The sequence below is a fragment of the Bacillus cereus group sp. MS39 genome, assembly GCF_040448665.1.
Lineage (GTDB): Bacteria > Bacillota > Bacilli > Bacillales > Bacillaceae_G > Bacillus_A > Bacillus_A wiedmannii.
The window spans coordinates 4,445,236-4,470,423 of the sequence record NZ_CP123058.1 but is presented as its reverse complement, the minus strand read 5'-3'; the positions used below and the strand labels follow the sequence as shown (position 1 = coordinate 4,470,423).

Below are 25,188 nucleotides of genomic sequence, written 5' to 3'. Positions count from 1 at the left end.
CTATATACCTATCAATCTGAGATTTTGAAGTATCCCCTAAAATGAAAAAATACGCTATTCTTTCTGTAGAATCATAGGAAAGGATGGCGTTTTTTATGTCTGTTTCTGTGTCTGACGAATTACAACTATTTGCTCAAGAGATTCAAAGTTTTTTATCTCCAAATACCTTACGGGATCTTGCTAGAGACGTTGGCTTTGTACAACGAACCAGTAAGTACCAAGCAAAAGATTTAGTCGCTTTATGTGTATGGTTGAGCCAAAATGTAGCTATGACTTCTTTAACTCAGTTATCTAGCTGTTTAGAAGCATCAACAGAAGTACTCATCAGTCCTGAGGGACTGAATCAACGGTTTAATAAGGCTGCCGTCCAACTTTTACAACACCTACTAGCCGAACTACTAAGCAAAAAACTGGCCGCATCTATGCCGATTTCTTCTCCATACACTTCTGTTTTCAAGCGTATTCGTATTTTAGATTCAACTGCATTTCAACTCCCGGATGTATTTTCATCAGTTTATCCAGGTGCAGGAGGATGCAGCCATACGGCTGGGATAAAAATTCAACTTGAGTATGATTTGTTAAGTGGACAGTTCCTTCATATTCATACAGGTCCAGGTAAACAACATGATCGCACTTACGGCTCTCTGTGTGCCCCAACTGTGACAGCGAATGATTTATGTATCCGAGATTTAGGTTATTTTCATTTAAAAGACCTTCAATATATACAAGATAAAGAGGCCTACTATATCTCTCGTATCAAGTCGAATACACGTATGTATCAAAAAAATCCTAACCCTGATTATTTTCAAGATGGAAGAATTAAGAAAGGTACAGAGTATATACAGATAGATATGGAGACGGTAATGAACTCCCTTCAACCAGGACAAACATGTGAAATAGCTAATGCTTATGTAGGAATGATTGATAAAGTGCCAGCTCGTGTAATTGTTCATCGATTAACAAAACAACAGCAACAAAAACGATTACAAGATCAAGCTGTAAGAGAAAAAAAGAAAGGAATGAAGTATTCTCCTCGTAGTAAACGACTCAGTGGTATCAATGTATATATGACAAACACCCCTACAGATATTGTCCCGACGGGACAGGTACATGACTGGTATTCTTTGCGTTGGCAAATCGAAATTTTATTTAAAACGTGGAAGTCATTCTTTCAAATTCATCATTGTAAAAAGATAAAACCAGAACGATTGGAATGCCATTTATATGGTCAATTGATTGCCATTCTACTCTGTTCTTCTATCATGTTTCAAATGCGCCAATTGCTCCTTATAAAGAAAAAACGAGAGCTTAGTGAGTATAAAGCCATATATATGATTAAAGACTATTTTCTTCTTCTATTCCAAACTATACAAAAAAACACCCAAGAGCTATCAAAGGTGTTACTTCGCCTGTTCAATCTCCTACAGCAAAACGGGAGAAAATCTCATCGATATGAGAAGAAAACAGTCTTTGATATATTAGGTGTCGTTTACAATTGTACCATGTCTGATAATCAAGCCGCTTAATTCAAAAAAGTGAAACCCGTTAGGGTTTATTTCGTATGCAAATCTTTCAATCATCTACACTTGCCCTTTAGAAAAAAGAAACAATCTCGCCTGAAATTGATTTTGCATAAGCTTAGCTTGATAGCGATGGGGTAGTACCCCTAAAATGTGAATTCACAATATTAATTTGTTTCTAGTCTTAAAAATGAATAACTTTAACATCGATAAGGATTTTGAGATAAGTCATACGAGATATTTGTAAGCCTTAGTTGAAGTGTAAAATTAATTAAATATCTATCAATAGAATAAATCATATTGATAGATATTTAATATTGTAAATCTGCTGTTATATAAATTGAGGATATTAAGGGAATTGTTGAGAGGTCAATATTTAAGGGGGAATGAATGTAAACTAATAATAAAAAGTTTGCTTTTATATTAGAAAAGGTTAGTCCCTCACTCCACTCCAGCTAAAAACCTCACACCCAAAAACAAAGGGGAACTCAATTGTTCAAACTCATATAAAGTTTCAATCTTGTCTAAGCATCCATTAGGATATACAATGGATCATCTATTTTTCTTTACATAATCTCCAGATACAGTCCATATCAACTATAGATTCTTGTCTTATGCTAAATGTAATCAAAAAGCAAGTAGATAAAGATAATGACTAAAACATTAACTCTAGATACTTTTTTGATGAATATTACAAATAAACAGGAGGTAATGAAAGATGTTTAAAACATTATTAGCAGGAGCACTTTTAAGTACAGGATTAGTAGCGGGAGGTGCAGATGATGCGAAAATGGACAATTTAAAGTCAAATGAAAATAGTTCAAATCAAGTAATTACACAGAGTGCAGATGGAACAACGTCTTTCTCACAAAACTTTGATTTACCTAAAGATGCAGTGCCAGCAACTCCTAAAGGAAACGCAAAAACTGTTGAAAGAACAGAGGGTACAGGTTCTCAAGAAGGAAAAATGGTACCAACAAAAGAAGGTACAGATTCTCAACCTGGATTTGAAATGGGAGCCCCTGAAAAACCAGAGCATGCAAAAACTGTTGAAAGAACAGAGGGCACGGATTCTCAAGAAGGAAAAATGGTACCAGCAAAAGAAGGAAATTAAATAATATATAGTTATAACGAGGAGCATCCAAAAAGTGGTGCTCTTTTTATATTATAGGAATTAACTAGTTCTACTGAATATAGAACTGTAGGAGGAATTGAGACTAGAACATGGGGGCCTATCTCTTCAAATCATGGTGTTTAGGGCAATAGTTTTGGTGGTAACGTTACAATACAAACATTTTATTAGAGATTTTCTAAATTTACATACACTCTAGATAGACTACATATCAACTTCAGATACTTATTTTATGATACAAGTAATCAAACAAAAGGAGGGCAATACAAAATGATTAAAACAGTATTAACAGGGCACTCTTTTATGTACAGGAGATTATTAGCAGGTGGAGCAAATGTTGAAGATGTACAGACAGATAAGCATATTCCATATGAACAAAATGAATTGTAGCAAATTCTAGAAAAATACGATTCGAAGAAGTTTGAGTTATAAAAAGAAAATAGATAAATATAGTGAAATAGATAAATTAACAAGAGAAAAGTACTTTGTGTATATCACAGGTGATTTTTATTTTCATTTGGATATAGGACTTGAATCAAATTTTTATACTAAAATATATACGGCAAAAAGGAGGGAGTACATTGCACAAAATTATTTATGGAATATTAATTTTAATTTATACTTTGTATTCATTTTTTGTAAGTGACGGAAGTGAAGTAAGGTTTATTATGCTGTTAACTATAGTACTTATCTTTTCTGTGGTTTTAGAAAAAGGAAATGCAAACAAAACGACTGATTAAGGGTCGTTTTGTTTGCATTTTTTTAATTGGCTATTATAGTCCAGGTGCTTTAGGGGGAGCACCAAATTTCGTTTTTGAGACACTATTAAATTTTTAGTTGATGAAAATACGGTACAACTCCTACTAGAGAAAACACCCGCCAAAATAGAAAACTTTTAACCTATTATCCTTTATTCCGTAGCTTTTAAGGTATTTAACACGACTTTGGTTGCGTCTGCAATAAGTTTATCATCGTATTTAGCATCTTCTTTATCATGATTAGAAAGTATAGCAAGAACAATCGGATTTTTATTTGGTGGCCAAATAATTGCGATATCATTTCTTGTTCCGTAAGATCCCGCGCCTGTTTTATCAGCTACTTCCCATCCTTTTGGTACGCCAGCACGAATCAATTTATCTCCAGTTGTATTTCTCTTCATCCAATCTACTAATAGTTCACGTTTTTCTATTGGAAGTGCAGTTCCTAATGTAAATGATTGAAGTGTCTTAGCTATTGCTTCTGGTGTACTGGTATCATGTGTTTCTCCTGGATGCACTTCATTTAATTCAGGTTCAAATCGTTCTGAAGTAGTAACAGTATCTCCCATTTCTCTCAAGATTTTTTCAAATTCAGAGGGACCTCCTAACTGTTTAAGAATCAAATTATGTGCTGTGCTGTCACTATATCGAACAGAAGCATCTGCGAGTTCTTTTAACGTCATTCCTGTATCAACATGCTTTTCAGTAATTGGATTATAATTAGAAAGATCTTCATGAGTATACGTAATCCTTTGATCAAGAGCTTCTAATGAGTTCTTGCGTAAAAGAGCGCCCACAGCTAATGATTTAGATGTAGATGCAAACGCAAAACGATCATCTGAATGATAAGCAATAGTTTGATTCGTACCTGTGTCCAGTGCATAAATACCAAGCTTAGCATCATATTCTTTTTCAAGTTTAGCGAAAGATTGGTTACCTGTATTTTCTTGTTTAATTTGATTAGCTTGATTCGTTTGTTTAGGTGGTTCAGATTGAGTGTTACTATTGGAACATCCTATAAGTGATACACATGAAAGTAATACTACAGGCACAATCTTTTTGTAATGTAAAATGTTAAAGAACTTGTTTAAAACGAACATAAATTTTCAACCTCTTTCAAGAATATATGGATTTTGTCTAGGTATTCTAAATACCAATGCAATTAAAGATGGCATAGGGTAACAATACTACTGCAGCTAAATTTTCACAGGTTAAATTACATCCAAAACGTTTATATGATTGATAAGTCACGGTTTGGGCTGTTTCTTTTTTGTTTCTACTTGTAATGGTTCACCTGTGAAAGTATTACAATACATGTTTTTTACTTTTGGGAATAATAAGTCCTTTCATTTTTTTATAATACATAAAAATAGATGTCAAACGGGATATGTTGTATCCAATCTGGACAGCTCATATTAGAAATACACTTATTAGACACTCTAAGTAATAAATTTGTTCCACTTTAAGATGAGGAAGAATTTGGGGTTTGTAAAATAACAATGGAACTACGTGTTTTTTCGTCATACAAAAACCTCTACATATAAGTAGAGGTTTTTAAATTGCATATTAATGAATTATGCTTTTTCAGATAAACGAAGATAATAGAATACATAATTTTAACTAGATTTATTGTTAACTAATTTATCCCCACCAAGCTCCGCCTCAATCTGCGAAGTCTTCGATGACTCATCCATACGCCAATACGTAATAAAGCTTATCGCGATACATCCAGCTACGTAGAAATAGAATAGTGACTCCATTCCGATACTTTTTAGCCATAATGCGATGAACTCAGCTGTTCCGCCGAATATCGCAACTGTTAGGGCATATGGTAAACCTACGCCAAGTGCGCGAATTTCAGTTGGGAAGAGTTCTGCTTTTACAATTGCGTTAATTGATGTGTAACCAGTAACGATAATAAGACCGACCATCATGAGTAAGAATGCGACGATTGGTTCTGTCGTTTTTTCCATGAAGAAGAAGATCGGCGCTGTTAGTAACGTTCCGAGAATACCGAAAGCCATTAATAGTGGGCGGCGTCCAATTTTATCGGATAGTAGCCCCGCAATTGGTTGAAGTACGACGAAAATAAGTAGTGCGACAAAGTTAATCCAGCTTACAACTTCTTTCGGGAGACCGACTGTGTTTACCATGAACTTTTGTAAATATGTTGTGTACGTATAGAATGCGACAGTGCCTCCTAATGTTAGACCGACTACTGTTAATACTGCTTTCGGGTGTTTCATAAGTGCGCGAACGGTTCCTGCGCTTTCGCGTTTTTGTGATTTTATGTTTGAGAACTGCTCCGATTCATCCATTGTGCGGCGAAGCCATAATACAGCTACTGCTCCCATCGCCCCAATAATGAATGGAATACGCCAACCCCAAGCTTTCATATCGGGCTCGCTTAGCAATTGCTGAAGAACAATTTGAACGCCTAACGCAACCATCTGTCCAGCAACGAGCGTTACATATTGGAAGCTTGAATAAAAACCACGGCGTCCACTACTAGCCATTTCAGATAAATATGTTGCGGAAGTTCCGTACTCTCCGCCAAGTGATAACCCTTGCAGTAAACGAGCAAGAACTAAAATAATTGGTGCCATAATCCCAATGCTTTCGTAACTAGGTGTACAGGCGATAATTAAAGAACCACCGGCCATAACTGTAATCGAAAGCGTTAATGCTGCCCGGCGTCCGTGCCGATCTGCATAGTGTCCCATTAATAAACTCCCGATAGGGCGCATTAAAAATCCAACTGCGAAAATAGCCGCTGTGTTCAGTAACTGACTCGTTGGATCTCCTTTAGGAAAGAACTCTGCTGAAAAATAAACGGCGAAAGCAGAGTAAACGTACCAGTCGTACCATTCAATTAAATTGCCGACAGAACCTTTGAAAATATTGCCGGCGACTCGATTAGATTTTGCTTGAGCCATACTAATTCCTCCTCTTGCTTATAAATAAAATGATAATTATGAAAGCGTGTTCATCGTAGTTGAATTGTACTGTCTATAGAATTAAATCTCAATATTATGACAATTTTATTCTTTTTGTACTTTATGTACATGGAGAGTTTTAATAGTTGCTTCATTATTAGTTTTGTCATAATAATAGAAAAAGGAGATTGATAGTTTTGAATATTTTATCAAAGGATATGAAGCATGAAGAAATCACGCAAAGTGTCATTACAAACGAAAATAGTAAGCTTAATTATTACGTTAATTTTATTTGTCGTTCTCCTGTTAGCAGGAATATTTGTTTACATTCAGTCCGTTGATACGAAGCGCCAAGTGGAGCAGCTAGCACTGCAAACAGCGAAGTCGCTTTCTTTTATGCCAGCTATAAAAGATGCTTTTCAAAATAACGAGCATAAAAGTACGATCCAATCCATTGCGGAACAAGTTCGTGAGCAAGCTGGTGCAGATTATGTCATTATAGAAGATCGCTTTGGGGTTATGTATTCCCATTCTAATTCGGAGTTAATTGGTACAAAGAGTAACAATCCATATAACTATGAAGCACTTACTTTTGGAGGATACTATACGCTCGAAGGAAATGGGGAAAGCGGTCCGGCTTTAATGGCAAAGGCACCGATTATTGTTCATAACGGAGACTACGATCAAGTCGTAGGCGTTGTGACAGTGGAGTTTCTAATAAAAGGCATTGAATCTAACATATTGAGTAGAACGAAAGAAATTATACTTTTTTCTTTAGCGGTGTTACTAGTTGGAATTGTTGGTGGGATACTTTTAGCACGTAGCATCAGGAAAGATACACTTGGTCTGGAACCGAATGAAATTGCGGCGTTATACCGGGAACGAAGCGCGATATTACTATCTATAAAAGAAGGAATTATCGCCATTGATCAAAACGGTTTTATTACGATGATGAATACGTCGGCAGAAGAGATGCTACATGCAAATGATGATTATATGCAGCAGCACATTTCAAAAGCTTTACCGGAATTTCATATGGAGAGAGTTTTAGAAAACGATCAAGAAATCGCGTTTCAAGATAAAGTGTTTATTTTAAACATGACGCCGATACTCGAAAATAACAGTACGGTAGGAGTTGTATGTAGTTTTAGAGATAAAACAGAACTGCAAAACCTTGTGAATACAATATCTGAGGTAAGAAAGTATTCAGAGGACTTACGTGCTCAAACGCATGAATTTACAAATAAGCTCTTCGTCTTATCAGGGTTACTTCAGTTAGGGCACTACAGAGAAGCGATTGAATTTATCCAACAAGAATCTAACATTCATCAAAGCCAAAACCATATTTTATTCCATCAAATTCATGATGCGAAAGTACAAGCTATTTTATTAGGAAAACTCGGAACTGCATCTGAGAAGAAAATTGATTTTCATATTGAAGGAGATAGTGCGCTTCATCCATTACCAGAGCATATAAAAGTTTCGCACCTTATTACGATACTTGGAAACATAATCGATAATGCATTTGATGCGGTGAGTGAGCAAGAGGAGAAGAATGTTTCCTTCTTTGTTACGGATATTGGACACGATATTGTGTTTGAAGTGATAGATAGTGGAGCAGGGATACTGGCAGAAAAAATCACGACCATTTTTCAAAAAGGATTTTCAACGAAAGGCAACGATCGTGGTTACGGGCTAGCAAACGTGAAAGAAATGGTAGATCTACTAGGAGGAACAATTGAAATTCAAAACGAGAAAAATGGGGGAGCGATTTTTACAATTTACCTTCCGAAAACATTGAAAGAAAGTACATGACAAACAGGAGGATGGGCATATGTTGAAGGTTGCAATTGCAGAAGATGATTTTCGCGTCGCGCAAATTCAGGAGGAGTTTTTATCAAAAATAAAGGACGTAAAAGTGATTGGAAAAGCATTGAACGCGAAAGAAACGATGGAACTACTACAAAGGGAAGAAATCGATTTGCTTCTATTAGATAATTATTTACCAGATGGAATCGGAACCGACTTATTGCCGAAAATTCATGCTGATTTTCCAAACGTTGACGTCATTATGGTGACAGCGGCGAACGAAAACCATATGTTAGAAAAAGCAATTCGAAATGGCGTAAGCAACTACCTTATAAAACCGGTCACATTAGAAAAATTTGTTCGCACAATTGAAGACTATAAGAGAAAGAAGCAATTATTACATAGTAACAATGAAGTGAATCAAGCACTCATAGATAACTTTTTCGGTACTTCGCAAACACAAGACGTAAAAAACTTACCGACAGGCGTTGATCCGTTAACACTGCAAAAAGTAAAAGACATTATAAAAGGATTCGAAGAGGGCATTACAATAGAAGAAATGGGAGAGCAAATGGGTGCTTCCAGAACAACCGCAAGAAGATACTTAGAATATTTAGTGGCGACAAACGAATGCACAGTAGAGTACACATACGGCATTATCGGACGACCAGAACGAAAATATCGAATAGGGCGAGGACTATGAAAAACCGATTATTACTATATATATGGATCATGACAGGAGTAATAGCTGGTTGTTCCTCTGAAAAATCCCATACGAATAAAGTGAACATCGACAAAGTAGAAATCGTTGCGCCGAACGTTCAAGGAGCCGGATGGGACTTAACAGCACGAGCGATGCAAAAAACGCTCACAGAAGAAAAAATCTTCACAAAACCAATCACTGTCACAAACAAAGTAGGTGGCAGCGGTGATGTCGGATGGAAATATACGAAACAAAAAGGCGGACACATACTGGCGATTAACTCAAGCTTACTCATAACGAACAACCTACTAGGCCACAGTAAACTAACATATAAAGACTTCACCCCGCTCGCGCTACTAGCATCAGATTGGGAAGTCGTTGTCGTATCAAAAGACTCAAACATAGAAAACGCAAAACAACTAATGGAACAACTAAAACAAGACAAGAAAAACTTCAAAATCGGTGTTGCCCCCGGCCTAGGAAACGACGATCACCTATCCTTCGTACAAGTAAGCAAAGCATTCGGCATAAACCCAGCCGAACTACAATTCTTCGTCTACGAAAACAAAGAAAAAATCATAAACGCCCTAACGAACAAACAAATAGGCGCCGCAACCATGACCCTATCCGAAGCCGAAAAACAATACAAAGCCGGCAAAATAAAAATACTAGCCGTATCCGCACCAAAACGACTAGACCGCCTACCAGAAATCCCAACATGGAAAGAACAAGGCATCGACGTCATATTCCAGCACTGGAAAGGAATCATGGGCCCGAAAGATATGACGGAGGAAGAGGTTGCTTATTGGGATGGTGTTATTAAGAAGATGGTGGAGAGTGAGAGTTGGAAGGGGATTTTGAGGGAGAGAGGTTGGGAGAGTTTTTATAAGGGGAGTGGGGAGAGTAGGATATTTTTGGAGGATAGTTATGGGTGGTATGGGGGTATAACGAGCGAATAAACACTAATTAATTCTCAAAACATATGGTTATAATTATCGGTTTTGTAAAGGTGTAATACGTATTGCAGCATAAAAGTTTAACAAAGCCATATAAACTGCATTGTAATTTCAAATGCAGTTTATATAATACTTCTCTTATTTTTAGTTGAAAATAAGAGAAGTTGAATTTTTCTCTATCTCATTCAATGTATTCACTATTTCTAATCCTAAATGATAGCCAACTAAAGGTGGAACAGCATCTCCAATTTGCTCATATCTATCTTGTTTCGGATCTGAATGGAAGATTACATAAGGGCCTTTAAAAACATACCAATCTGGAAATGACTGTAACCTAGCAGCTTCACGCGGAGTTAGTGCTCTGTTTTTTATAGGATGAATAATTTCGTCAAAACAATGCGATGTTACAGTAAAGGATGGTGTATTCTCTTTTAGTCGTCTGTATCTAGCTGCGTATAATTTTTTGGGGAAATATTGATCTCTTAGTTCTTGTTTTCCCTCTTTAATAAGTCTTTCGCCTGCTTTTTTCATACCTTCACCTTGATGAATCAAGGACATTCTTTTAATTATTTTATCGAGATGTTTACTAGCTTTATGTGAATCCAGATTTTGTCCATCGTAGGGATTTTCTGTTAAAGAAAAAGGAGATATGCCTCGGACAAACTTTAAAAAGTTTTTACGTGAAGGATCATCTATATTTTCAATGTAATTATTATCTTGTTCATAGACTTCGTTTTCTTCTAGAACATTAACATCAGGTAAGTCTAAAATTGCTTGTCCAACAGTAACTACAGGCATCAAATAATCACTACCGTGTGTTTGTTGAGGATAGGAAAAATAAGTGTTTTCGTATTTGTTGTTTACGCCGACAATGAATACGCGCTCTCTATTTTGAGGTACACCATAATTTGCACAATTAAGGAGTACATCTTTTTTATGGGAGGATGTTACTCTGAATGAAACATCATTTTGGGTTTTTTCAAATTCCTCACAAACTTGAGAGAAAAAAGTTTGTTGGTTTTCTGTTTTTTTAGATAGGATACCTTTTACATTTTCAAATAAAAGTATTGATGCATCTACTACTTTTGCAATTCGAGAAAGGTGTTTATAAAGATGATCACGTTCATCATTTTTTTGACGTTTACCAGCCATGGAATAACTTTCGCAAGGCGGTCCTCCTGTTATTACATCTACACTCTCTTTTGAAAAACGTTTTAATAAAATTTCTCTAATTAAATTATCTGTAACTTCTCGAACATCTCCAAGAATTAATACAGATTTGTCGCTGGGTTTAAAGATATGTTCATATGTATTTTTATGTTGTAAATATTCTTCTAATTTGAGAAGATCCACGTGATGATTTGCTGCATATGTTTCTGCAGTTTCATTATTAATTTCTACAGCTATAAGGGGTTTGATTCCTGCTAGCTTTAATCCTGTTGTAAGTCCACCTGGACCTGAAAATAAATCAATGCTGGTATATTTATACTGAGACATTTTTACACTCCTTTTACGTAATTTATGTTAGAATACTAATTTGGATAATTAATCGTTTTAGAGTCGATGAATTAATATTATCATAAATGATCAATAATAAAATTAATAATAACTTCCGGAGGTATTACGGATGAAATATAAAACATTAGACCTTTTTGCTGGTATTGGTGGTATCAGAAGGGGTTTTGAACTAACAGGGAGATTTGAAAACGTATTGTCAGCTGAAATTGATCAGTATGCTTGTCAAACATATGAACACCTTTATTCAGAAAACCCTAAAAATGATGTGACAAGTGCTGAATTTAAAGAAAAAGTAGAGAAACTAACATATGATGTATTATTAGGAGGGTTTCCTTGTCAGGCGTTTAGTACAGCTGGAAAAAAAGAAGGTTTTCGAGATAAAACAAGAGGTACTCTATTTTTTGATGTAGCGGATATAATTGAAAGGACACGCCCAAAAGCTTTTCTACTTGAAAATGTGGAAGGATTAATTCGACATAAAAAAGGCGAAACTTTTAAAACTATTCTTGAAACATTGGTAATAGAATTAGACTACAAAGTTATTGGCGTTGAAAAAGGAGAGAATGGGGAATTAATATATGACCCTCGAAGTTTTTTACTTAATTCTAGAAATTTTGGGGTTCCCCAAAATAGACCACGTATATATATGGTAGGTTTTAATCAAAGGCTTTACAGAGACAAAATTGAATCTATGCCTTTATTTACACTTCCGAAAAGTAGATATAGAAAAAAGATCTATGACAGTGTAAAAGATGTATTAGAAGACAATGTTGGAGAAAAATACTATTTGTCAGAAGGGTATTTAGAAACATTAAAAAAGCATAAAGAAGCTCAAGGTAAAAAGGGAAATGGATTTGGATATTCTATAGTTAATTTACCAGAAATTGAAAATCCAGTTTCTAATGCACTCTTAGCTACGGGGGGATCTGGAAAGGAACGTAATCTAATTTATGATTATAAACCAGATATAGTAGGGAAATTAGTTAAGTCTAAAAAATCACCTCTTAATTCTGAAGGGGTTCGAATTATGACACCAAATGAGTGGGGGAAATTGCAAGGATTTGTTGGTTACGCATTTAAAAATGCTTCAGGTGAAGATACTTTTAGTTTTCCTGAAAAAATGAGTGATGCTCAAAGATATAAGCAGTTTGGAAATTCAGTTACAATTCCTGTAATCGAGGAGATTGCAGATAAAATAGTTGAAGCATTAGATTCTTTAGAAAAATCTTGATCAAGATATCATAAAAATAAACAAATGATTGGTGATTTTACTGTGTGAAATTTCTCTTTGAATTAGATGACGTAAAAAGAGAATTTTATTATTGTACTTATGGAAATAATAAAGAAAGAAGATAGTGGATGAGAAAATAATCGATTCACTATCTTCTTTCTTTATTTATTTGTTTATTTATTTAAAGCGTATTTGAAGATTAAGTTTCAAATAGAGCTCGTTGTTATCTAGATATACTTCACCGAATTTATATCTAGAACTTGAAGGAGTGTCTAATAATGTATGGTTAATTAAATACTCTTGGAATTGTAGTCTATTATAAATATGGTAACAAACAATTTCGCCATCTTCTTTTACAATAATATATCCTCCAGTGGCATCGTAATGCCCATTCCATTCTTTTTGTGGAGTCATTCCTAAAGCGACATCTGTTAAAAAATTCTTTATTTTATATTCATAAAATCTATGATTTCTTTCTTGATTGAAAAGCATTGGATTTTCACTTTCCAGTAGGTTAATTAAATCTCTTAATAATACACCTTGTCCATTATAATAGTACAGGATTGCTTTAGAGAGAATATGAGGTAAGCTAGAGTCTATCAGCTGTAAATTCAACTGGAAATTCTCACTTTCAATACGGCTAAATTCTAGTCCGTACCCATTTTCAATTAAATATTTTACTCTATCTTTAATCTTAGAGCGAGTGTTTATTCTATTTACGTTCTCCATAATATCGTTAAAAGAGGTACTGCTATTATTTGTACAAATTTTATAGATAAAGTTTGTGGATTCTCCAGAATTAAGTAATGTAGGACTTCCGCCTATTCTGGATTTAATACTAAACCCTAATGTAGGTTTTGTATTTGTGTTTAAATCGTGTACTTTAAGTGTAATATCTCTTTTGTTACTAGAATCAGATTTTAGTTTTGCTATATGAATAGAGTTTAAAAAACTTTCGATAGTATGGAATTCGAAGGATCTCCCTTTGACTGCTTTTAAGCTTTCTAATAATTCATAGGATTTTTGTATAAAGTCTTCTTTCTCTAATTCCAGCAATATATTATTATGTTCATCAATTACTTTAATTGATGAATCATGTTCATAAAAATATTTTTGATCATTCTCTTCTCGAACAATGGAAACTAGTGGATAATAAACATCTTCAATTTTTTCTAAATTCTCATCCCCAGCATAGAGAGCGCCCTCTCCTAAAAGTTTTAAAAATGTGTATATTTCGCTCCATTCACCTTTGTTACCTTTCATTGTAGTTAACCTCCTATTCATACTAATGATGTCTGTATAAAAATTATATCATAGAGAATATTAGAATATCTTATTATGTTTTTATGGTCATTAGGAAAGGTAGTATTCTAGTTAATTAGTATATGAAAGATCATAAAATAACATTAATTTTTTATGATTTATTTTATGTTAATTATTATATAATGAATTTTAAATGTTATAAGAATGAAAAAATTGATGGAATTTGTTTGAAGTTGTAAAATGAATATAAAAAATAACGGGAGTTAGTAATATGAATTTAGATATATCAGATGAAATAAAAGTGATAGGGAGTATCGCTCAAGCTTTTAGTAAAGGTGCATACGATAATTACATAGGTAAATTAACCTTTCCATTTTATAAAAATTTTGTTCCAGATACAAAATTAACTTTTGGATCCCCAGTAACCGTACTTGTTGGGAAAAATGGGTGTGGTAAAAGTTCAGCTTTACAGGCTCTTTATGGTGCTCCAAAGGGGAAAAATATAAGTGACTTTTGGTTTTCCACCAATGTAGATCCTATTGCAGAATTTGGCATAGATAAAAGAAGACATTGTTTCTTTTATGAGTATAAAAAAGGTGGATCCACCAAAGAAGTGTTGTATCATCGTATGATTAGAGGTAATCAACCTGACTATTGGGAAACAAGCAGACCCGTCAAATCTTACGGGATGCAACAGAGTACTACTAGAAATAGTCCTATTGAAAAAAATGTATTATATCTGGATTTTCGCTCTGAATTAAGTGCTTTTGATAAATTCTTTTATTTTGGGGAATTAGGGGCAAACTTAGCTTCAAAAAAGAAGCAGGATTATATTAGATATCAGTCAAGGATGCTTAAAAATGTATTAGATAATGATGTTATTTATAAATCTAATGGTAAACAACAAAATCAAAATGTTTATGAATTAAATCAAAATGAGTTAGAATGTATTTCCTTTATTCTAGGAAGAACATATAGCTCTGGTAAGATTGTAGAACATAAACTTTTTAAAACATGGGGTACTTCTATTATCCTTGATAGAAGTACATTTATGTATTCTGAAGCTCATGCGGGGAGCGGAGAAATAGCAATTGTTAAATTAGTTCATGAATTATTGAAGGCTGAATGCGGTAGTTTAATATTATTAGATGAACCAGAAGTGTCTTTGCACCCTGGTGCTCAAAAACGGCTTAAATATCTTCTTTTAAAATTATCACTTGAAAAGAAGCACCAAGTAGTCATTTCAACGCATTCTTCGACCTTTGTAGAAAATATGCCAAAAGAAGCAATAAAGAAGTTTGAACTTAATCAAGTTACTAATAAAATCAATGTTTATGATGGGTGTTATCCAAAAGAAGCTTTTGTAACTCTAGGACAAGCTCTTCCAGGTAATTATATTATTCAAACAGAGGATGCACTTGCAACAAAAATATTAAAAGCGGTTTTAGAAAAAATGGGGACGGATTATCTATCAATGGTAGAACTTATATACTATCCAGGTGGTGCAGAGGCTATCAAAAGTCATTATATTCCTGTATACTCTCAAAAAAATCTATTTGATAGTTTCATTGTTTTTGATGGGGATCAAAGACCGAATGTAGATATTATTGACATTAAAACATTGCCTCTCAATGAAATAAACGTAGATAACCTTCAAAGTATAATAAAGGAAGTCACTAATTGTGATGTTAGGTTTATCGTGGATGGTAATAAAGGCGGGGGCAGAAGTGATCAAAAGCTCGAGCTTCAACAGAAATACTTAGAATATTACAAGGATAATGTTAACTTTTTACCATTAGAAATACCAGAACAAATTATTTGGGATGAAGAATATATAATGTTACTAGTTAGAGAGGAAGAAGATAAGAAAGCAATTAATGAAGCAATTAATTATAAGCAGAAGATAGCTTTGGCAGCAAAAAGTATTTTTTTTGGTGAATCTAAGGAACATATAAATTCTTTAGAAGATATGTTGATAAATAATTGGTTAGCTAGAGATTCTGATGAAAAGGAGGAAATTAAACAGATATTAACAAGTATTATCGAGAGATGTCATCAAAGACAAGCTGCTGTAGTTTAAAAGAAAAAAGTATTCTCTTCTTTTTACAGAGTGTCGGGAAATCCTTTAGAGTTCCCAACACTCTGTAATCTTTTTTATTTTAGGGAATGAAAACAACATAAAATAATAGAATTTAGAAAAATAGCCATCCACCAGATCCTTTTTGGTCAAATGGAGGGCTATTTTTTTCATATTTTGACAAGTTGCAGTGAGATAAGCCTGCATTTGGACAGACTTCAGCCCCCGAAACCGAGCATATCGATAGCCATGCAGTTCTTTGGCGTCCGCAAAGCTTCGCTCTATAGTTGAATAGCGTACTTTATACAACTTTTTCTCTGTAGCTGTTAGCTTGTTTTTTCTAACGATATCTTTCTCTCTCCCATATATGATGAGTGATAACTTTTTGTTTTTGTTCCTTTGAAAAGAACAACTCACGTAGCGGACAAACAGCGCAGTCTTCTGGATTCAATTTATATCGACGATATCCTTCACGATCCGTTGTCACCTACTCTAAAATACATCCCATCGGACAAGCAAATGCATTCATTTCTTCTACATATTTAAATTGGCTCTTCGGTACTTCTTTTTATTTGTAAATAAAGTGAATTCGTGAAAGAGATCCCTATTCAAAGATAAACTGGATAGGGTCTTTTTTATGTCAAAGAACATGGGGAATGGTTTGAAGATAGTTATTAAAAAAGAAGTAGGGAAATTTAATATATTAATTATATGAGATAAGTAAGAAAAGTACTGTTATTTAATAATAAGATGATATGATTATTATAAAGAAAAATAAACAAGGGGTGTAAAGAAGGTATTACAAGAATTTAGTAAGAAATATCAGAAGGAACTTAATTAATATATTAAAGATAATTCATATGAGAGAAGTAAATCTTCTTTAATAATGAACGCTATTAACTATTGAAGTATCTGAAAGTGCTGGATTATTAGGAGATCTCTTTACGATGACTGGGAATAAAAGGTGATTATGGTATGGCGAACAAGAGGTATTTCGATATGCTAAAGAACATATTTCTCTTAATTTTTGAAAGGGAATATCAGGTTATATTGCTTATTTGTGTAAGTTAAGTGATTTCTTTGAGCACGATATGGAGAGCGGTTTTTATAAGAAGATGTAAGAGATCAAGGAGAGAATTTAATGGGAATATAAAATTAGTGTGATAATAAATAGTTAAATATTTTTATAGAAAAGCTTAGTGAACTAATTAAAGAATAAGTCTTATTTTAAATTTATAGGGGGATATTATCAATGTCGATCAAAAATTTCAATTTCAAATCTATAGGTTCTTTTTTACAAGATGGAGAGTATCATATTCCAGATTATCAAAGAGAATATTCATGGGAAGAAAATCAAATTGAAGATTTTTGGATGGATCTAAAAAATCTAAGGAATAATGAAGAAGAGGAACATTTTTTTGGACAAATTGTTGTTCATGATGATATAGAAGATAAGGTTAAATATATTATTGATGGACAGCAAAGAACAACAACTTCAGTAGTCTTATTAAGTGTTTTTAATAAAATATTTACAGATTTCTTTAATAAGGATAGTAGTTTAGCAATTGCTAGAGAGATTTCGGAGGATATACGAATAAAGTATATCGGTAGATGGTCTCAAGAAAGTAACAGGCTAAAATTAAAGATTTCTGATAATGATAATGAGTTTTTTATTCAAAGAATTCAAATAGTAGATATGGTTCAACAAACATTAACGGCAAAATCAAAATCTCAAAAACGCTTGGAGTTTGCTTTTGAATATTTGATGGGGAAAATGAGTGATGAAGTTTTTGGGATGAGCACGCAGGATAAAATAGAGGTTGTTAGGGATTTTTACGAAAACTTTATTAATAATTTTAAGGTAATGTACGTTGAAACAAGTTCTTTAGAGGAAGCGTTTATTATTTTTGAATCTTTAAATGCAAGAGGAAAAGGATTAGAAACTGCAGATTTATTAAAAAACCATATTTTTAAAAATTCTAAAAAACAGATTAATAGTGTGAAAAATAAATGGGAAAGTATGTTGGTAAATTTAGATGGTACAGATGCTACTAAATTTATTCGTCATTATTGGAACTCCAAAGAGGAATTTGTTCGCTCCCAATCATTATATAAAAAAATGAGATTGAAAATTAATTCTGAAAGTAAATGCTTACAATTAATGAATGAGTTAGAGAAGCTAGCTTATGTATATAGTGCAATTAGCCAAAAAGATGATATTAGTATCTTTAATGACAGTGCTTTAAATGATGTAATAAGTAATTTGAAAAATTTTAATGCTAGTTCATTTTATCCTGTTATATTGGCTATGTATAACAGACAGTTTAACGAGAAGCAAATATTACAAGTAGCACAAGAAATTGAAAATCTCATTTTTAGGAATATTATTATCGCTAAGAATGTGGCTAATAAATATGAAGTGTTTTTTGCTGGTTTGGCGTATTCAATTTCAAATGATGAATTATCCACTAAAGAGGTAATTACTAAAATAAATAAAATGAAAATAAATGATGAGGAGTTCCAAATACATTTTGCAACAGTAGCCTTAAAAACAAAGCCAATAATAAGATATATATATAAGAAACTAAACAAGTTGTATATGAGTAATGAAATAGAGATTTCTAATAATAATAATGTTCATATAGAACATATATTGCCTGTAGCAATAGGTGATTGGGATATTAGTGAGGATGTACAGGAAGAATATTTATGGCGTCTAGGCAATCTTACTTTATTGGGTAATGAATATAATAAAAAAATTCTAAATAAGTTGTTTGATAAAAAGATAGAAATGTACCGTAAAAGTAGTATAGAAATAACTAAGCAAATTACCCAATATCGTTATTGGAATACGGAAACCATTGAAGAGAGACAAAAATCACTAGCTGATGAGGCAATAAAAATTTGGTGATTTGGAAACTGCATGAGATTTTTTATAATGAAAACTGTTCTTTAAATCTATACGTTAGATTGTACCATAAGTAAAGAAGCAATTCAGCAGTTTAACACCTAGTTAAACTGCTTTTCCATTATAATAGAAGAAAAACCAAACGGAGGAAATCCCATGCCAACCTACAACAAACTAATCCGAAACAAAATCCCACAAATAATAAAATCCAACGGAAAAACACCAACAACAAGAATCCTACACGAAGACGAATACATAAAAGAAATCTGCAAGAAAACAGAAGAAGAAATAACAGAATACATCGAAGCAAAACAAAACCCGATAAACTCGAAGAACTATCCGACCTACTAGAACTAATAAACGCCCTAGCCGAACACGAAGGCACAACACTAGAAGAAATCAACAACATCCGAAAAAAGAAAGCAGAAGAACGAGGTGGCTTCTCGGATCGTGTATTTCTAATCGAAGTAACCGATAACTAGCCCCTCATAAGCCCCTTACAAGCCCCTACCAAGTAATAAATCACTAAGAAAAAACATAACAAAACAAAAACACCAACAAACACCGTAGTAGGAGTCGAAAAAAATTTTGAAATAACACGCCAAAAACCCGGCCAGTCTCCCATATATATTATGAAGGGGCTTTTACATTTTGAACGGAGACGGGAGGAATTAGGATGGCGGTGTATCGTAATGTGCAGGTGAATTTTTGGCAGGATGATTTTGTTTTGGATTTGACGCCGGAGGAGCGGTATTTTTATGTGTATTTGTTAACTTGTTCGAAGACGACGCAGTGCGGGATTTTTCCTTTTCCGAAGCGGTTAGCTGAGATGGAGACTGGTTATAATCGGGAGACTGTTGATAAGCTTGTGCAGCGCTTCATTGATTATGGGAAGATTCTTTATGATGCGGAGACGCGGGAGTTATTCGTTTTGAATTGGCTTCGTTATAATCCGGTGACGAATACGAATGTGGAGAAGTGTGTGCTTCGTGAGCTTAAGGGTGTGAAAAATAAGGAGTTTGTACATATGTTTCTTCAGAAGTGCGTAGAGGAGGAGCTGAATGTTCCGATGCTTTTAGCGCATTTCGGTATGCCGAGTGATTTGGCTGTGGATGATATTGATCCAGTTTGTGAGGAGACAGAGGAAGAAGAGGTTATAGAGGAAGAAACGGGAAGTCGTGTGTTTTCCTTTTATGAGCAACATTTCGGTAGTTTGTCTCCGCATACTGTGGAGGAACTGAGTGCGTGGATGGAAGATTTGTCAGAGGAGCTTGTGCTGAAGGCTCTTCAAATTGCGTTTGAGAATAATAAGCGGACGGTTGCTTATGTGAAGGGCATTTTGAGAGGCTGGCACGGGAAAGGGTTTACGAAAGTGTGTGAGGTTGAGGCGGATACGGCTAAGTTTCGGAAGAAGGAGTCGTCTGTTAGTACGGGGGAGACGGAGGAGTTTTTGGCGAGGTGTGAGGAGTGGGAGAAGAATGCGCCGTCTGAGGAAGAGTTGCAGCGCTTTTTAGCGGAGCGCGGGTGGCGTCCATGAGTATTCAAAATGTGGAGGCGGAAAAGACGGTGTTAGGTTCTCTATTACTTGATGGAGAGCTTATTAAGGAGTGCCGTTTGACGGAGCAGTATTTTTCTATGCCAGTGCACAAGTCTATATTTCAGTTAATGCGAAAAATGGAAGAAGAGGGGCAACCGATTGATCTTGTGACGTTCATTTCTAGGGTAGATCCGAAGTTTTTAGAGGGGATCGGGGGAATGGAGTATTTTATAGGGTTGATGGATGGTGTGCCTACAACTGCCAACTTCTCTTATTATGAGGGGCTTGTTCGAGGTGCCTGGAAAATGTATCAGGCGGGTGTTCTCGGGCACAAGATGGGAGAGCGTCTTATTGCGGAGAAGAATGAGAAAGTTATTGGTGAGACGATTACGGGACTTTGTGAGTTAGAGGAAAAGGACTGTGTATGTGAGTTTGATTTGAAGGATGCTTTAGTTGGGCTATATGAGGAGCTTCATCAAGATACGAAAGAGAATACTGGTATTGAGACTGGTTATACATCGCTAAATAAGATGACGTGCGGATTGCAGGAAGGGGATTTTGTCGTCCTTGGAGCGCGTCCTTCTATGGGGAAGACGGCGTTTGCATTAAATATTGCACTGCATGCGGCGAAGTCTGGATCAGCAGTTGGGCTGTTTTCGTTAGAGATGAGTAGTAAGCAATTGCTGAAAAGGATGGCGTCTTGCGCGGGCGAAGTGTCAGGAGGTAGGCTGAAAAATCCGAAGCATCGTTTTACGATAGAGGACTGGGAAAAGGTGAGTAAGGCGTTTGCGGAGATTGGTGAGTTACCTCTTGAGATATACGATAATGCAGGTGTTACTGTGCAAGATATTTGGATGCAAACTCGTAAGTTAAAGAGGAAGCACGGTGATAAAAAGATTTTAATTATTGTAGATTACTTGCAGCTTATTACAGGCGATCCGAAGCATAAGGGCAATCGATTTCAAGAGATTAGTGAAATTTCTCGTAAGCTTAAGGTATTAGCACGTGAATTAAATGTTTGTGTAGTAGCATTGTCGCAATTATCTCGTTCCGTAGAGTCACGGCAAGATAAGCGACCTCTTTTATCTGATTTAAGAGAGACAGGACAAATCGAGCAAGATGCGGATGTCATTATGCTTATGTATCGTGAAGATTATTATGATAAGGAAACGAGACAGAAAGAGATGACGGAGATTCATGTGGCGAAGCATCGGAATGGGCCTGTGGGGAGTTTTAGCCTAAGATTTTTGAAGGAGTTTGGGCGGTTTGTGGAGGGGAAATAGTTGAAAGATTTGAGTATGACTTTGCAAATAAAGCATAAGTTTTCCATTTCATTAACTTATGCTTTATTTTTTTGATTCTTTCAATATATTTCTTATTTTCCCATAAAGAAAGATCTTCTCTCCGCAGTAATCCATTGCTGCAAGTCATCTTGGCTACGCCGGACAAGTCGATTCACTAAAACATCATGCCATACATAATCCTCTAATAGGTATATATGAACGGGGTCATCTGTATAAAAAGCAATATTACGCTCTTCAATTGATGGTCCATAAATCATCTCTTTAGAATCTATCGATAAAATAAACCAATGTTCTGTAGACAGAGTTTCTGTATAGGGTGTGATACGATGGGCTTCTAAATTTTTAATGGGATTTTCAACATGTAGGGTAATGCCTTGTACTGTAACTTTATCAGCTACTTCAGATAGTTCCTCTTTTAACGCTTCGTACATTTCATCCCACATCGAAATGACAATACGTTGTTCTGCTTTTTTTATTAAAGTCTGACAATAGCTAATGATTGTTTTATTGTCTTTTAAAGTAATGACTCGATTATCCGTTTTTTCCTCGGAAGTTTCTAACTTCTTTAATGAATCACTAATTCCTTCATAAGTAGACTGCCATTCTGATTGAGCCTTCTGCAAAAAGATTTCAACAGGTAGAGGTGAATAGCGAGTGGTGTCATTTATTTCTTCTTTCATGACAATTCCTTTTTCTACAAGGTTACCTAAAATCTCGTAAATTCGCGCTCTTGGGACACCCGAATCCTTACTCACTTGATAGGCTGTGACAGGCCCTTGTTTAACAAGAGATACATAAGATTTAGCTTCATATTCATTAAAACCAATTTTTTTAAGCTGTTGCACTATGTAGTCCACTTTTTTTGTCCTCCGATGTTTGCTTTTATATTTTAACGTTACAATAACTCTTTACATTTAGCAAATTGGTAGTTACTATTACAATAGTGACTAAGGGGAGGCTACTAATATGGATTTTTATTTAGACCCATCTATATTAATGATTTTGATTGTTTTTGGATTTGTAGCTGCATTTATTGATTCAGTTGTAGGTGGTGGTGGATTAATCGCCTTACCAGCTTTATTATTTACAGGATTGAATCCAGCAAGTGCAGTAGCCACGAATAAATTAGCATCAACAATGGGGAGTGCAACTAGTAATATTGTGTTTTATCGTTCTGGTAATCTTGATTTAAAATCGGCTTTTAAATTATTTCCGCTCACTTTCATAGCTTCTATAATAGGGGCATGGACCGTTCATTTAATGAACCCAGAAGTACTGAAGCCATTAATGCTGATCATGCTTGGTGCGGTCGCTATTTATACGATATTCAAGAAGGATTGGGGAAGTATTTCCACTCATAAAAAATTGTCTGGTCGACACGTCATTATTTTTACCTTTTTTATTTTTGTTATTGGTTTTTATGATGGATTTCTAGGTCCTGGTACAGGTTCATTTTTAATGTTTTCTCTTTTATTTATTGGGTATGATTTTTTAAAAGCAGCAGGTACTGCGAAGTTTCTTAATTTAGGAAGTAACGTTGGTGCATTGTTAATGTTTATGTATGTAGGGCAAGTAAACTATGTGTATGGTTTTATAATGGGGATTGCTCAAATTGCTGGAGGAATCGTCGGCTCCAAATTTGCTATAAAAAAAGGAAGCGGGTATGTTCGTGCTCTTTTCATTACAGTAACTTGTTTATTGTTAGCGAAAAATCTGTATGACTATGTGAAGTAAGTAATGTAGAAAAGGTTAACTATGCAGGCTACATAAATATAATAATTCCTTGTAACATTTTTTAGATGCTACCTTATTTAAAGATAGCATCTAAAACAATTAAGGTAAGAGGGTGAAAATAATACAAACGAATATTTTTGGGGTATGTTTATCTACCTTAGAGAAATACCTACTCTACATTCCTCCTAACCCCAACCCGTAACAATCCCTTAAAATCCACCTCAGCAATCAACACACTTACTAAGATAAGTGTCGCGCCTAAGTATCCTTTTCCGGTAAGTGTTTCACCTGTGAAAACGAAAGCAAAGCCTGCTGAAAAAACAGGTTCTAATGAAAAGATAAGGCCTGTATGTGTGGGCGTTGTGTATTGCTGGGCGATCACTTGCACGATGAATGCGATTGCTGTGCAAAATATGCTTAAGGCTAAGATGATGAGCCATGAGTTGGTTGTGCTAGGAAGCTTTGGTGTTTCGATAATGAATGAAAATATAAGACTAAATAGACCGACGAAACCGAGTTGTATGACTCCAAGTGCAATGGAGTTCACATGTTTTGTTACGCTTCCGGTAATGATGACGTGAATGGCATAAAATAAGGCTGACAGTATGCAAAATATATCGCCATTACCGATCTTGAATTCGCTCGTTAATGTTAATAAGCCGATTCCTATTATCGTTAAAAAGATTCCTACTATAACTTTCTTTTCCGGAATGTGTTTTAAAAATATAGCTGATAATATCGGAATGAAAATGACTGTGAGACATAGTAAGAAACCTGCATTAGAAACACTCGTATACTTTGTGCCGAACGTCGCGAAAATGTAAACGATAAATAAGACAGAAGCGAGTATAAATGCATATTTTACAGTTTTAAAATCGACTTTGAATAAATGTTTGTAAAATATTAAACCTGATAAAAGAAAGGCAATAATAAATCGTAATGCGATTAAATTGTATTCTTCTATGCCTTCAAGTCCAATCTTGGTAAGTAAGATGGATGCACCCCAAAAGAATGTAACCAGTAGTAGTCCTAAATCTGCTTTTAATTGTAGTTTCATTTCTATTCCCTCGTTATGTATAAAATTTTAAATCCCATACCCCTATCCCCATTTTATATTTTAATATTAATTCTGAATATTTGTTACTTAAATTTATCGACGTTTTATTCCATCAAAAAAAGGCTGTTTATAAAACAGCCTTTTTTTGATGGTGAAGTTATTCCTCTTCAAACTGAAAAATATCCCGATTAATAAGTTGGTGGAGATACCTATCCATTTCTGCTGCAGAAACGCTTCTTTCATTTTTAAACCACCACGTGCTTAATGAGGTGATTGCCCCTGAATAAAATTCAATGATTAAATCATTTGGCATCGTATGGTTTTTGCAAAGTTGATTTAACGCTTCTATTTCTTGTTTTCTCGTTTCGTGACTTAAATACTGTGTCCGGCTAATAAATTGTTCATCAGACATTTGCGTCTCTAATATTTTACCGATTTCTTCATGATGTAGAAATTGTTCCATTACTTGAAATGGTTTACTTAATCGATCTGAAACCGGTATTCCAGCAATTATCTTGCTGTATCGTTTAAATCCAAATGCTAATAAAGCATCTTTATCTTCAAAGTGTTTGTAAAAGGTTGTTCGGTGTACCATCGCACGATCACAAATTTGGTTAATCGTGATAGTACTATATTTCTGTTTTAATTGCGTCATTAATTCAAATAAGGAATCCCACAATAATTTATGTGTACGTCTAATGCGTAAATCAAGTTGTTTTTCACTATCGTTCATCTACAATTCTCC

19 protein-coding genes and 2 pseudogenes are annotated in these 25,188 nt (G+C 34.6%); 13 read left to right on the top strand and 8 right to left on the bottom strand.

The window, feature by feature from the left end:
• The first annotated feature begins 95 nt into the window (after nt 1-95).
• From QEP67_RS23165 to QEP67_RS23155, 3 genes are all read left to right on the top strand, one after another.
• Nucleotides 96-1,526 carry an IS4 family transposase gene (locus QEP67_RS23165; RefSeq protein WP_000116993.1) on the top strand — a complete coding sequence of 477 codons (1,431 nt, stop codon included), beginning with the start codon at nt 96-98 and terminating at the stop codon, nt 1,524-1,526.
• Between the two features lie 712 nt (nt 1,527-2,238).
• A complete protein-coding gene (locus QEP67_RS23160; protein WP_000477315.1) occupies nt 2,239-2,634 on the top strand; it encodes a hypothetical protein in 396 nt (131 codons plus the stop codon).
• A 599-nt stretch (nt 2,635-3,233) separates the two neighbouring features.
• Nucleotides 3,234-3,392 (top strand): hypothetical protein, encoded by a 159-nt coding sequence (locus tag QEP67_RS23155; protein ID WP_000548946.1) that lies wholly within the window; start codon nt 3,234-3,236, stop codon nt 3,390-3,392.
• Nucleotides 3,393-3,562: 170 nt separating this feature from the next.
• On the opposite strand, the gene blaIII is transcribed toward QEP67_RS23155, so the two are convergent.
• Together blaIII and QEP67_RS23145 are read right to left on the bottom strand one after the other, a co-directional pair.
• Nucleotides 3,563-4,510 (bottom strand): class A beta-lactamase BlaIII, encoded by a 948-nt coding sequence (gene blaIII / locus QEP67_RS23150; protein ID WP_000497834.1) that lies wholly within the window; start codon nt 4,508-4,510, stop codon nt 3,563-3,565.
• Between the two features lie 516 nt (nt 4,511-5,026).
• The gene (locus QEP67_RS23145) at nt 5,027-6,346 is read right to left on the bottom strand and encodes an MFS transporter (RefSeq protein WP_353706445.1); all 1,320 of its coding nucleotides are present in this window, start codon (nt 6,344-6,346) and stop codon (nt 5,027-5,029) included.
• Between the two features lie 225 nt (nt 6,347-6,571).
• Here QEP67_RS23145 and QEP67_RS23140 point away from each other — a divergent pair, with 225 nt between their 5' ends.
• The 3 genes from QEP67_RS23140 to QEP67_RS23130 are packed head-to-tail and all read left to right on the top strand — an operon-like array spanning nt 6,572 to nt 9,817.
• Entirely contained in the window at nt 6,572-8,161 is a 1,590-nt protein-coding gene (locus QEP67_RS23140) for a sensor histidine kinase (protein ID WP_353706444.1), read from the top strand.
• A gap of 19 nt (nt 8,162-8,180) precedes the next feature.
• Nucleotides 8,181-8,858 (top strand): response regulator, encoded by a 678-nt coding sequence (locus tag QEP67_RS23135; protein WP_048561559.1) that lies wholly within the window; start codon nt 8,181-8,183, stop codon nt 8,856-8,858.
• The gene (locus QEP67_RS23130) at nt 8,855-9,817 is read left to right on the top strand and encodes a tripartite tricarboxylate transporter substrate-binding protein (protein ID WP_353706443.1); all 963 of its coding nucleotides are present in this window, start codon (nt 8,855-8,857) and stop codon (nt 9,815-9,817) included. The genes QEP67_RS23135 and QEP67_RS23130 overlap by 4 nt, the downstream gene beginning before the upstream one ends.
• Nucleotides 9,818-9,958: 141 nt before the next feature.
• Here QEP67_RS23130 and QEP67_RS23125 read toward each other — a convergent pair whose 3' ends face one another.
• Complete coding sequence (locus tag QEP67_RS23125) at nt 9,959-11,311, bottom strand: DNA cytosine methyltransferase (RefSeq protein WP_064460002.1); 1,353 nt, start codon at nt 11,309-11,311, stop codon at nt 9,959-9,961.
• Between the two features lie 130 nt (nt 11,312-11,441).
• On the opposite strand from QEP67_RS23125, the gene QEP67_RS23120 reads away from it, so the two are divergent.
• Nucleotides 11,442-12,563, top strand: coding sequence for a DNA cytosine methyltransferase (locus QEP67_RS23120; protein WP_064460003.1), 1,122 nt, complete (start codon nt 11,442-11,444; stop codon nt 12,561-12,563).
• A 177-nt stretch (nt 12,564-12,740) separates the two neighbouring features.
• Here the strand turns inward: QEP67_RS23120 and QEP67_RS23115 are convergent, their stop codons facing one another.
• Nucleotides 12,741-13,826 (bottom strand): HpaII family restriction endonuclease, encoded by a 1,086-nt coding sequence (locus QEP67_RS23115; protein WP_254661058.1) that lies wholly within the window; start codon nt 13,824-13,826, stop codon nt 12,741-12,743.
• 271 nt (nt 13,827-14,097) lie between these two features.
• Here QEP67_RS23115 and QEP67_RS23110 point away from each other — a divergent pair, with 271 nt between their 5' ends.
• Complete coding sequence (locus QEP67_RS23110; RefSeq protein ID WP_064460005.1) at nt 14,098-15,906, top strand: AAA family ATPase; 1,809 nt, start codon at nt 14,098-14,100, stop codon at nt 15,904-15,906.
• Nucleotides 15,907-16,023: 117 nt separating this feature from the next.
• On the opposite strand, the pseudogene QEP67_RS23105 reads toward QEP67_RS23110, so the two are convergent.
• A pseudogene (locus QEP67_RS23105) lies at nt 16,024-16,471 on the bottom strand (transposase); the annotation flags it as partial.
• A gap of 684 nt (nt 16,472-17,155) precedes the next feature.
• On the opposite strand from QEP67_RS23105, the gene QEP67_RS23100 reads away from it, so the two are divergent.
• From QEP67_RS23100 to dnaB, 4 genes and pseudogenes are all read left to right on the top strand, one after another.
• Nucleotides 17,156-18,814: a DUF262 domain-containing protein gene (locus QEP67_RS23100; RefSeq protein ID WP_064460006.1), complete on the top strand. Its 1,659-nt coding sequence runs from the start codon at nt 17,156-17,158 to the stop codon at nt 18,812-18,814.
• A gap of 153 nt (nt 18,815-18,967) precedes the next feature.
• Nucleotides 18,968-19,293 (top strand): annotated as a pseudogene (locus QEP67_RS23095) (nucleoside triphosphate pyrophosphohydrolase).
• A 194-nt stretch (nt 19,294-19,487) separates the two neighbouring features.
• A complete protein-coding gene (locus tag QEP67_RS23090; RefSeq protein ID WP_064471003.1) occupies nt 19,488-20,348 on the top strand; it encodes a DnaD domain protein in 861 nt (286 codons plus the stop codon).
• Nucleotides 20,345-21,631 carry a replicative DNA helicase gene (gene dnaB, locus QEP67_RS23085; protein ID WP_064471004.1) on the top strand — a complete coding sequence of 429 codons (1,287 nt, stop codon included), beginning with the start codon at nt 20,345-20,347 and terminating at the stop codon, nt 21,629-21,631. The genes QEP67_RS23090 and dnaB overlap by 4 nt, the downstream gene beginning before the upstream one ends.
• Before the next feature lie 92 nt (nt 21,632-21,723).
• On the opposite strand, the gene QEP67_RS23080 is transcribed toward dnaB, so the two are convergent.
• The gene (locus tag QEP67_RS23080; RefSeq protein WP_353706442.1) at nt 21,724-22,509 is read right to left on the bottom strand and encodes a helix-turn-helix domain-containing protein; all 786 of its coding nucleotides are present in this window, start codon (nt 22,507-22,509) and stop codon (nt 21,724-21,726) included.
• A gap of 109 nt (nt 22,510-22,618) precedes the next feature.
• Between QEP67_RS23080 and QEP67_RS23075 the strand changes: the two genes are divergently transcribed.
• A complete protein-coding gene (locus QEP67_RS23075; protein ID WP_353706441.1) occupies nt 22,619-23,386 on the top strand; it encodes a TSUP family transporter in 768 nt (255 codons plus the stop codon).
• A 169-nt stretch (nt 23,387-23,555) separates the two neighbouring features.
• On the opposite strand, the gene QEP67_RS23070 is transcribed toward QEP67_RS23075, so the two are convergent.
• Both QEP67_RS23070 and QEP67_RS23065 read right to left on the bottom strand, forming a co-directional pair.
• Nucleotides 23,556-24,443 carry a DMT family transporter gene (locus QEP67_RS23070; protein ID WP_000776038.1) on the bottom strand — a complete coding sequence of 296 codons (888 nt, stop codon included), beginning with the start codon at nt 24,441-24,443 and terminating at the stop codon, nt 23,556-23,558.
• Nucleotides 24,444-24,600: 157 nt separating this feature from the next.
• Nucleotides 24,601-25,176 carry a TetR/AcrR family transcriptional regulator gene (locus QEP67_RS23065; RefSeq protein ID WP_000999966.1) on the bottom strand — a complete coding sequence of 192 codons (576 nt, stop codon included), beginning with the start codon at nt 25,174-25,176 and terminating at the stop codon, nt 24,601-24,603.
• Nucleotides 25,177-25,188: the final 12 nt, after the last annotated feature.